General features: G+C 31.1%; 7 protein-coding genes and 1 pseudogene. All 8 read right to left on the reverse strand.

Features of this window, described 5'->3' with window-relative positions; translation table 11 throughout:
- Positions 1–302: 302 nt before the first annotated feature.
- A complete protein-coding gene (locus tag C6H31_RS05335; RefSeq protein ID WP_158654720.1) occupies positions 303–4313 on the reverse strand; it encodes a S6 family peptidase in 4011 nt (1336 codons plus the stop codon).
- 1006 nt (positions 4314–5319) lie between these two features.
- A complete protein-coding gene (locus tag C6H31_RS05340; RefSeq protein ID WP_104697779.1) occupies positions 5320–5973 on the reverse strand; it encodes a hypothetical protein in 654 nt (217 codons plus the stop codon).
- The gene (locus C6H31_RS05345) at positions 5957–8080 is read right to left on the reverse strand and encodes a hypothetical protein (protein WP_104697780.1); all 2124 of its coding nucleotides are present in this window, start codon (positions 8078–8080) and stop codon (positions 5957–5959) included. Before C6H31_RS05345 ends, C6H31_RS05340 begins: the two co-directional genes overlap by 17 nt.
- A gap of 187 nt (positions 8081–8267) precedes the next feature.
- Entirely contained in the window at positions 8268–9317 is a 1050-nt protein-coding gene (locus tag C6H31_RS05350) for a beta family protein (RefSeq protein WP_104697781.1), read from the reverse strand.
- A 1-nt stretch (position 9318) separates the two neighbouring features.
- Positions 9319–9864 carry an ImmA/IrrE family metallo-endopeptidase gene (locus C6H31_RS05355; RefSeq protein ID WP_104697782.1) on the reverse strand — a complete coding sequence of 182 codons (546 nt, stop codon included), beginning with the start codon at positions 9862–9864 and terminating at the stop codon, positions 9319–9321.
- Between the two features lie 10 nt (positions 9865–9874).
- Positions 9875–10417 carry a hypothetical protein gene (locus C6H31_RS05360; RefSeq protein ID WP_104697783.1) on the reverse strand — a complete coding sequence of 181 codons (543 nt, stop codon included), beginning with the start codon at positions 10415–10417 and terminating at the stop codon, positions 9875–9877.
- The gene (locus tag C6H31_RS05365; RefSeq protein ID WP_104697784.1) at positions 10414–11037 is read right to left on the reverse strand and encodes an MmcB family DNA repair protein; all 624 of its coding nucleotides are present in this window, start codon (positions 11035–11037) and stop codon (positions 10414–10416) included. Before C6H31_RS05365 ends, C6H31_RS05360 begins: the two co-directional genes overlap by 4 nt.
- Positions 11038–11163: 126 nt before the next feature.
- Positions 11164–11366, reverse strand: a pseudogene (locus C6H31_RS07080) (hypothetical protein); the annotation flags it as partial.

Genomic DNA, 11366 nt, shown 5'->3' on the forward strand with positions numbered 1-11366 from the left:
TAATTTCTGATGATGAAATTTTACACAATTAATCTTTAATCAACCTAAGTAAAAACCCATTCATCAGGGCTCTTTTAACAGAATCAAAACAAAAAAAACAAGGGAATAAAAATCATTCCAATTCAAGATTTTATAATTTTGTGTAATGTATCTTTAGAGCCAATATCACTATTTACATCTCTGCAAAAAGAAGTGGAAAAATTCTGTGAATTTCCTCCTATAGACCATAAGACAAAAACCTCCACCAAAGGAAGTCATAGGAGTAATATTTGTACCTATGAGATAAAAAAGAGGTTATTATTTTAAAACTGATATTTTAAGCCCACATTTCCCAATACACCAAAATAGTTTGGATTGATAGGACTTAGCTCTGCACTAATTTGATAATTTAAAAATAACGAATCACCAAAAGACACATTCCCCAAATAAGTGAGCCCGACATACAAGTCCTGCATATTGATTCTATAGTCTAAAGGTGCAGATGTCCCTATACCTACCTTTCTATGCCCTATTGTTTGTAGGTTATATTTTAAATTCATCTGCAAGATATTTTCTATTTTTTGAGTGGAGATGTTATACTCTAGCCCAACCTCGATATTTGGGATCCCCTGATTGATCTTTTCAAAATGAAATACATCATTATTAAGGCTTCCTGGAATATAAAAATGCTGATACCCCAAACTTACAACAGGTTTTAGAGCTTGATAAAGATTAGTGCTTTTTTGCAACAAAAATCTATATTTATAAGTTAAGCTTGTATTTGCAAGAAAATCTGTAGTTGAGGTTGTCGCATTTAACTCATTTAATTGAAAATTAGAAACAATTTTTGTGGTTTTTTCATTCAGCCCTATCCCTCCAAAAAACTGGACTAAAAACTCATTATTTTTATAAAAATATTGCGTATGAAGTCCAAAAATAAACGCTTGAGAATTTTGTCTAATACTTGCTTGATTATAAATACCATACAAATAGCTAAAAGACGCACCGACACTCAAATAATGCTCTGGCTCTTGCAACAAAATCCTATCATAGCCCATAGTGATACCCGTTGCTCCCAAACTACCCTCATAGTTATAATAACTTCCCACTATACTTGCATAAACACTATTTCTATAATCAAGCACATCTTTTTGTGACACTAAAGAATCAAGTACTAAATTTTGATTCTCTTTATAATCCTTAAAATCAAGACTTCCTTTATCATTTTGCGCAAGATAAGCTTTTGCTTTAAAATCCACTTTAGCAATTTGCTGGTTGAGTGATTTTTGATTTCTCAAAGAAGAAAAATTTACAATAGTATTTAAAAGACCCAAATTAAGACTAAAATCAGAATTGGCAATTTTTGATAGATTACTATCAACTTCTTCCAAAAAACTATAAAGCCCTATATTTCCACTATCGCCCGCCCCAAGAATCAAAACATCTGTAAAAATATCTTTAAAAACCTTTTGACCCCTATCATTTGTTCTTGCAATACTTTCTAACAAACCTCTAAATTGTCCCGTAATTTGGTTGGTTTTTTCTAGTTTTTGCACCGCTAACGCTTCATCACTTTCATTTTGAACATTCAAAATATAAGTATCAAGCCAATCTAAATTTTTATCTCCAACCACTATATCATTTTGCTTCTTTTCAAAAACAAGATTAATCTCACTAGGTGTGGTAATTGTCTTAGGATTTATGGTTCTCAAATAATCTGGATTTAAGAATATTACATCTTTTGAAGTTCTTGAATCAAGAATAGTATTTGCTTTGATTAAGTTATAAGGAGTATTGTATTTTGCATAAACAAAGCTTTCTTCTTTATTATCAAACAAAAGCGCACTTCCATTACTCAAACTCAAAGTTCCTGTAAGACTTAAAGTAGAAAGCAAGCTATGAAATGTAATCGCAGAATCATAGCTCAAAGTAGAGGAGCTCTCATCACTGCCAAGAAATATATCTTTGATAAAAAGATCCCCCAATACAACACTTTGCTGATTAAAAAGTCTTAAAAAAGCAATACTATTTTCAGTCCCTCCAGACAAGAGTGCCTGATTATTTCCATAAAAATCCACATATCTTGCCTTGAAACTAGATGTAGAATCAAGACTTATAGTATAAGTATTTTGACTTGTAGGCACCAAATCCAAAGAAACAATCTTATTATTTCTAAAAAATCTTTTATCCTTAGCCTCAAAAGTTCCAAATTTCAAAGGATTGCTAGATGTATTTGAAATGACAAAATTTGTTTGATTTATCCCCCCTAAATTTCCCTCAAAATAAAATGTCTCATCTTTTTGAGAAACTCCTGCAACTGCTTTTTGCAAAAAAGTCGCAAGATCAGAACTTGTGTTTCTGACATTCTCTCCATCATAACTATCAGAATAAATTTTTTGATCCCCACCAAAATAAACTTTTGTGCGATCTGCTTTAATACTACTAAGCAATGTTGCATTACGACCTAAAATAAATATTGAACTATTATCAATAGTTTGCGTAGATTCATCTTTTTGTGCGATGACAATCTCATCTAATACAAAGATTCTATTCTCCCAATCCTCTTGATCCAATCTTGTAGGAGTAGAATAGATATCATCTCCTGTAATCCTTGCTACATGCTCTGCACTTCCCTTTGGCAAATAAGCATGAATAACTGGATGACCCTGAAGTACCAATTTCCCATTATAATGCTCAATTTTTCCATCTGGATTAGTAATATTTCCATCAAAAGCCAAAAGATTCTCTCCATAGCCTGATTCACAAAATGTAGGATTTGTATCACTCCAAGGACAAGCTTCCTGACTCTGTCCATCTTTATAAATGATGATATTATTTCCGATATTGCCGTGAAATAAAAAGCTCCCAGAGCCTTCAATTGGCATATCAAGTGCATTAGACATCTTTTTTTTAATATCAATCTTTGCAATCTTACTGCCTGTATTGATAATCCTAGCTCCATTATCTGATGCTTGGATAATATTAAAGGTAAAATCATTTCCTTTAATATCCAAAGTTCCACCTCTAGAAAAAAAGAACACACGATCAGGATCTATAGAGGAGCCTTTGCCCTCTATAAGCTCTAAAGTTGGTCTGCCACTTACAAGAACAATACCATCAAAAGCAAGATCTTGAGTATTTAAAACAACCTTTCCATCTCCCAGTCTTAAAAAACCCTCATTTGCAACAAAAACATTTAAAGTGCCCTTTCCAATTTTATGTAAAGAATCTGGTATCACTTCATAGCCAGGTCTGCCTGAAGTATATTTTTTACCACCAACTCCTTTGACATACCAATCCACTTGGCTCCCCTCGCCAATACTTAGCCCTGCTCCCTTCCAAAAAAAGCTCTCCCCTGCATCAGCACTCTTAAAAACATAGTGCTGATTCTCATCAAAATAAATTCCCCCATGCCCTTGATCAATATTAGAACCAAGAAAAATCTCTCCACCACCTTGTAAAATAAGATCCTTATTATTTTTTGCTTCAAAATCTCCTAATTTTTCTCCACTATCCCATAGCACTTTTGAATGATTTAAGGCTATGGCAGGATTAGTATTGCGCTCTATTAGCTTATCAAGTTCGCTTTGCCTATAGGGAGCATAAATCGTGAAAGTGCTACGATTACTAGAATTGAGAGCTCCAATTACAACCCATTTTTGCTCTAAGGTATCCCATACAAACATAGGAGATCCACTATCTCCTGCTGTTGAAGTGTTTGAAAGAAAGGTATCTTGTATGTCAAATTGTATTTTCCCGTGTCCAAGTACATGAGAATATCTCAATCTTCCACCTGTCCTAATTCCTGCACCTTGAATCTCAACTATTTCTCCATTTTCTTTTCGATACCTAGCAGCCCCCTGACCAGTTCTCCAATTTTCGGTATAGCGCGTGGTATCAAGCCCCTCACCCTCACCTAATTCCAAAAAACCATCCGGAGACACCAACCCTGTGAAAAATTTATCATATCGCACATAGCCAGTGTCAGTAATATGAACTTCCATTTCTTCAGAATCTACTTTTGTATAGGTAAAATCCATAGCTTCAAGACTTCCAAAAATTGTATGTGTTGCAGTAAATATATAAGAACCATAGACCAATGTTGCAACTCCACTATTATCTGTAGATCCTATAAAATCTGGCATAGGGGCATTGAGAGCAAAAACCTTGCCTGTGTTTTTTTCAGTCAAAGTAAGATTAGTAGCACCTGGGGTAAATTTCCCTTTGTTTTGTCCAAAATCCAAATAATATTGATAGGAAAAATTATAGTCTGCGATATTAGAAAACGCAACAGAAGCACCAAAACTCAAACCAATGATTAAAGATTTTTTCACCATCGACCCCTAAAAGTTCTATTCTCCAATGCTTGGCATAGTCTAGACTTAGAGCATTTCAAAGGCTTTGAAGTCCAAAGACCTAATCTAAAGACTTAGGTATTTGAAAGCCTAGTGTGGTTTAAAGACCCAACATTTAAAAGCTAATATTCACAGACTTAGCATTCAAAGGCTAGTGTCAAAGACCCATACTTGAAGACCAACATCTAAAAACCTAAAGACCCAATACAAAGATCCAACATTCAAAGGCTTTTTTCTACTTTTCTAAAAGCTTAAAAATTTTGGCCTTGGTTTAAACCACCAAATCCATCAAATTTTTATACCTTTATCACAGAGATTATTGCCAAGTTTATATCCTCTTTATATTTTTTGAAGACATCTAGCTTGCTAAAGTTTTGTAAAAGCCATCAGTCTTCTACTTTGCTTATAAAAGAAAAATTTTTAGGGGCTGATTATAACAAAAATACCTAGTATCTATTTTTCAAATTGTAATAAGCATAGAATATACCTACAAGATTATTTATATTTGTTACAAATTTTTTTATTTAGATTATATTTACTACACAATTTTTATAGAGAAGCCTAGATTCTTTCCATAAATACATTATTTGTAATCGCGCTTTAGTTTTTCCATAAACCATAAACTCATTATTTTTAAAAAATAGACTCTAGTTTCTTCCCACAGACATATCAGAATTTTTATAAGCAAGCTTAGATTTTCTTCATAGATGCATTATTTTATAAGCAATTCTAGTTTTTTGCGTAAAACACATCAAAATTCTTATAAATAAGCTTAGATTCTATAAACACATCATTCTTACAAGCAAGCTTCAGACTCTTTACTACAAGCACATCAAAAAACATCGATCTTTTTCACACAAAACCCACTTTTCTTAAGATACTCTTAGACTTTATCTTTGCCTATTGCTAGACCATCCTTTGTTTCTAGCGTGTATTATTTAGTTGATTTTTAGCTATTTTTTATTATCTCTTAAGTCTCTTTCTATCAGTTTTCATCCTCTTTTTCTATAATATTTATATTCCCATCAATTATCTCAATCTCAAAATTTGGCAATGATGGGGGTTTAGGATCTGGTTTTTTAATGATTTTTAGTGGGATTTTTTCCTTTGAGCCATACTTATTTAAAAACTTGCATAGTTCTCCAAACTCTACACTTCTTATAGATTCTTTCTCCAAAATATCATAAACATAGGGACGATAAGCCCCCTCATAGTCTATACTTAGAGTTACTCTTAAATCATTTATACTTCTTGCATAGAAATAAGCTTGTGTAACTTTGTATGTATTTTTTCTTCCTCGATCATTCCAATAAGTCAAGATAACTTGCTCTCCCTCTTGTTTGAGATATATAGGGTTAAGCTCGCTCTCAAACTTATAATGAGAATAGAGCAAAAGAAGTTCTTGTATATCCACAACCCTAAGATAGCTCTCCTGTAAGTGTTTAAGATAGTGTGTAGCTCTACACTCCTTGAGGTCATCAAGGTTTGAGTCGATATAAAAATCAAAGATTTTACGCTTTTTATAAAAGCGTTTCTTTGAGCAAAGCCCACTGGCCAAAAAATCCAAAACATCTTTCTCTTCCCATACTCCTCCAAGATCTGTAGCCTCACCTAGAGTGATTTCAAAATGAAAATGCATTACACAATCCTTTAACTTCATCCCAACATTTAATCAAATGATCAAGGGGTATGTCTAAAATTGGTTCATACATGAAAGAATTAATATGGATATTTTCAGGAGTAATCATCAAAACTTTTTGCATGATTTGTTTTTCATTTGATGATAACAATCCTTTTACTTGATCAAATAATTTTATTGTTTGGTTTTCATCAAAAGCAATATCCACAGCCACTTTCTTAAACATAAATTCTTCAGCTTTTAATCTACATGCAATAGCCAACATAACCTTTATTTCCAATTTCATTGGATCATCAGTTATTTTTATTTTGTCAGCATTGCTATACAAACAATCTAAAAAACCTTTTTTACTATCAACTTCAGAATATTTTCGACTTGTAAAAATTTGTTCAACTATTTTAATTGCATCATCCAATATAAGTTCTTTTGTCTTATCTTTTATATGAAGAAAACTTGTAAGAAAATTATAATTTTCATCTTCCTTGCCTTTTGTGTATTCAATAATATTTCTTGCAAAAGGAATCATCATAATCAATCCAATTTCATCATTCTTAATGCTGTTGATATAGCTTTTTACATATCCTCCATGCTGAAATATAATTTTTCTTTCTTTATCTTTTGTTACAAGCATTGGGCGACTTTTATCTGTCCTATTTTTAAGAGTTCTATAAAAATCAAAATTATGTGTCATAACAATAAATTTAAAATCTTCATTTTTTTCTAAATCGCGAAGATATTCAATAATTGCGTGTTTATTACGATAATCAAACGAATCTGAAATATCATCAAAAATCAATAATTGTTTAGTTTTTAACGCTTCTCTTGCCTTAATTTCAAAAAGGATTTGCATAATATATAAAGCCCTTTTTTCACCATTGCTTAGGCAATCTTCCAACTCCTCTCTTTTAGTTCTTGTTTGCTCGCCATCATCAAATATAAAGTCCAGACTTGCAACTTGCTGTTTTAATAAAACATCTTCTTTATTTTTTAGCTCAACTTTAAAGGGGACATAAAACCTTGCGTTAAAAGTATCAATAATTTCTTCCCATGTTGAATATTCATTCTTCGCTCGTTCCAAAATATCTAAGATTTTATTTTTATCATTCCTAAACATTTCAACAATGTTTTCTACCAATGATAAATGTTGTTTCATATATGAAAACATCACTTCTTTTTTAAAACCTTCATAATCTGTAAGTTTTGTAATGATTGAATTATTTTTAATCAAAATCTCTTTAAAGGCTTTGAGAGTTTTATTTTTGATTTGTTTCTCGATTTTTTCAAAAGTTGCTTTTAGATTCGGATCATTGATAACCTTGTCTATAGCATTAGCAATTAGTATCCCTAACTCATCACTGGATTTAACTTTTTTACCCTTGATTTCTAGACAGTGTTTTGCTTTAAAAAACCTATCATCTTGCAAGACATTTTGCAACTCCTTTACCTGATGCGTTCCAAAAGGTCCATTCTCAGTGGTGGAAAAAATATCAGATTGAGATAAGAGTGCATTGTATTTTTCTAAATACTCTTCAATAAGCCCCTTGTTATTATTGATAAATTTTTTAACTTCCCCATCGTCGTCAAATACATCATGATACTTAAAAGTATATAGATCACTTTGGGATTGGATTGCATCCATATTCTCATCCAAGATCTGATAGATATTTTTATTATTAAAAACTTCAATAAATTCTTTTTCACAATCCTTGCTGTTTGTCTTCTTGTAAATTGCACTAAAAAGTTCTTTTTTCTTTTTGTCTAATTTTGTAAATACTTTGTCATATTCATCTTTTAAACTTTTGCTCGCTAAAAATGTGCTTATCTTTTTATAAGAATCAAGCTTATTATTATACGAATCAAATACTATCGTATTTTCACGACTGATTGGTTCTGTGTCAATAGATATTGTTGCACTGCTTTTTCGATGTTTTAAAATCCTATCTTCAGGTTGATTTTTCTTCAGTAAATCATTGACTGTATTTGCGAATGATGTTTTAAAAACTCCATTCTGAGCATAAATTACATAAATGTTGTTTTTGGTAAAATCCAACTCTTTATCTATCTTTCCAATACCATAACAATTTTCTATATTAATTTGTAATTTCACTTTTTATCCTTATTTTGATGATTTTTACTTCCTCATTGAGGTTACAGATTAAAAAATTGAGTTTAGATTCTAGTTTTTGGATAAAAGTCATCACTCCCCTCCTTTCATTATTTTTTCTTTAGTTTGGAATTATAGAATTCTTACGAGCAGTTTTTTGCAGAGAAAAAAGAAGTAATTATAAACCCCCTTATAATTTCAATATCCTTCGAGAGCTTTCTACACAATTCGCAATCATTTTGCTAATATAAATATTATTCCTAACCGAAATCCAAAAAGATGGACTCTTTCCTGCAACATATCCATCTTTTGCATCCAAAAAAACTTTTTCTCCCCAAGTAGGTTTTTTTTCATCAATCAATATCCCAATCTCGCTATAAAGTTTTTTTGCACACTCAATATATGCTCTTTCTGTATCAAATTGATCTGAAGTTCTATACCTACAATACCAAAATTCCAACTTGCTGTTTTTTATATTTGGGATATCAATTCTTGGAATCCAACCTCTAGCCTGCATATCATATCGTCTGGCTGTTGTTAATGCATAATCACCATAATAAACATTCTGAAATTCTTCATATAAACAACTAGGACCTAAAGTATATTTTTTTACTTCCCCTTCATTTGAAATTGGAACCGTTGCTGGAAAGCAAGAGTAGGCATAAATTATGGCTTTGATTTCAAGATCAGAAATTGCCTTAATATATTTAAAAAAATTAAAGTCTCTATCCTGATTCTCGGCATCCAAAATAACAATACACTTATGAAGGTGATCTTGAATTTTTTCAAGATACATACGGTTATCCGTGTCTAAAGCATTTAATCTTAATGCCAATGTTGAAAAATTTGAACTCAAAACCTCAATCTGTTTCAAAACATCGTCTATACAATCAGGATTAAAATGAATGGTTGGAATAAAGCTAACTCTTGATTTATATTGATTAACGAAATTCACCCATTTTTCATAGCCATTTTCATTTGATAAAAGCAAATCTTGAATTTGATCATTATCCAGTGTTTCTTCTGTAGTCAAATCCAAGATAAAACAACTCCCAGCAAAGATACTAACTACCTCTTCCATTTTTTTTTCAATAGATCCATTCCTATTTCTCGGAGTTATTCTTGATCTTGTAAGCTCTAGGATTGGCAAGATTTTTTTCTTATCTTCATTTGATAGCTCTTTATATGCCCTAAGCTCCGAATCTCGACTTTTTAAAATTGGAAAATAGTAATATTCCATCTTAGTACTCCTTGAGATAACCCAATTTAAAAGCACGATACTTTATTGCCGAATATGAAACTTGAAAAAAATCAGCCAAAGTTTCTACTTTTACATTCCCTTGTCTTATTTCATTTTCAAACGAGTTTTGTGGCATTAGCAAATCTGCGGCAAATCCATTGGCTTCAACCTCTCGTTGATTATTTAGATTATTATCCGATCGAAAAAGAATGCCATCCTCAATTTTATTACCCTGCATTAAAAAATCCTTATGAAGAACAAAGTGTGCAAATTCATGTGCCAATGTAAAGCGTCTCCTAACCAAAGAATGGTATTTATTAATAACTATTTGATAAATACCACTATTTCGATATTCAATTTTTCCAGAAATATCACTATCAAAATAATCTTCCCAATAGTCAATTTCTTGAATATGAAGAATATAGGCAAAAATATCAAAAGGACAAGTCTCAACTCCTAAATTTCTCGCATGCTCAAATATTTCTTTAATTGTTTTTTTATTGTAGGTGGTTAAATTTTCATTTCTTTTCCTGTTTATAAAAGCCATACCAGAATCCTCATTTTTTATTTTCTAAAATCATCTCTTCATTTCCAAGATTTAGTATTTCTATTTGCTCTACTTGTTTTTTAAGCATATCAATATCTTTTTCAACAATTTCAAATTTTTCCTTCATTTGAGATGCAACATATGCATTAACAACTTCCTGTGTTAATTTTTTTACATCTATTTCTTTGCTTAAATAATTTTTTATTTCTTTTTTTGTATTTGTGTCAATATCATCATTTTTCCGTTTAAGATAAATAAATGATGAAATACCAAATAAACCTACAATCGCAGATAAAATCAATACAAAGTTATTGTAATAAGAAATATAAAAACCAAAATAGTCTTTTGCTGAAATTAATTTACTTTCAGCAACTAACTGTTCTAGAGTTTTATGCTTGTCTTCATCCAAGACAATTTGATTCCCTATTAGAGAAACAACCTTCAAAATCTCATCATATGCATACCATACAACAAAAGCAAATAAACCAAAAAAGATCAAAGTCCAAAAAGCCAGAATGAAAAAACCCGGTGACAAAAATTTCAAAAAACTCAAACACTCTCCTCAATGGAAATTTTACCAAACAATAAAAATAAATCATCTGGATGTATTGTATTTAAGTTTCTTTCAAATTCACTCCTTAAAAGTAAAAAGTTTTCCATATAACGATCACTTAACTCACTTATAATCATTTTTTTTAAATCCGTTTTTTTGAACTTCTGAACGATGTGATGTCTAATCTCAAATGCGGTTTGATTGCTTCTCTCTCGATATTCTTTGAGCGTGTTCTGTGCAATAAAAAGCGATTGATAATATGCAAGTGGTGTATTTTTTTTTGCTTTTCTATTGAGAATAAATTTTTTATTCTCAATATCAAAAAAATATATACCAACATCTTGAGGTAATTTTACTATCGAGTTTGAAAATTTTTTGTCAAGGATTACATAAACCTTATCACATATTTTAAGATAGTCTTCTAGTTGCCCTTCAAGCTTAGTAAGATTATCTTTTGCTGACTTAATTTCATAACCAACAATATTGTTTTTTTCAACAGATAAAATATCCATCTTCCGTTTGCCTCCAATGATTGGAACCTCTATGGAAGCAAATAACAAATCTCGATTTTCTTTAATCATTTCTTGTAAAAATAAGCATTTGATTTGTTTTTCAGTCATTGTTTCTCCTAAATGACTTTAATTTTTTTCTCTGTGAGATTGTAGAGGATATAGGTTAAAGAACTGATTTTAAGTTCTAGCTCTTGGATAAAAATCATTACTTTTCCTCTCATCATTACTTGTTCTTTAGTTTGGAATTATAGAATTCTTACGAGCAGTTTTTTGGAGAGAAAAAAGCATCAAAACCATCAAGATACAATACACCACACTAAGACTTTCCACAGCAGGAAATGAAACAGAGGGTGAAGATTTTAAAAATTTGCCTACAAAGGGAAGTAAAAGAGTGGGCTTGAAAATCAAAACGCCCACGCAAACCAAATAAGATATCC

Origin of the sequence: Helicobacter sp. 'house sparrow 1' (assembly GCF_900199585.1) — a bacterium.
In the GTDB taxonomy this organism is placed as follows: domain Bacteria; phylum Campylobacterota; class Campylobacteria; order Campylobacterales; family Helicobacteraceae; genus Helicobacter_H.

Coding starts and splice junctions, on each gene's coding strand:
- C6H31_RS05340 (WP_104697779.1), bottom strand. CDS start 5,973: ATGCATTTTCATTTTGAAATCACTCTAGGTGAGGCTACAGATCTTGGA.
- C6H31_RS05350 (WP_104697781.1), bottom strand. CDS start 9,317: ATGGAATATTACTATTTTCCAATTTTAAAAAGTCGAGATTCGGAGCTT.
- C6H31_RS05355 (WP_104697782.1), bottom strand. CDS start 9,864: ATGGCTTTTATAAACAGGAAAAGAAATGAAAATTTAACCACCTACAAT.
- C6H31_RS05365 (WP_104697784.1), bottom strand. CDS start 11,037: ATGACTGAAAAACAAATCAAATGCTTATTTTTACAAGAAATGATTAAA.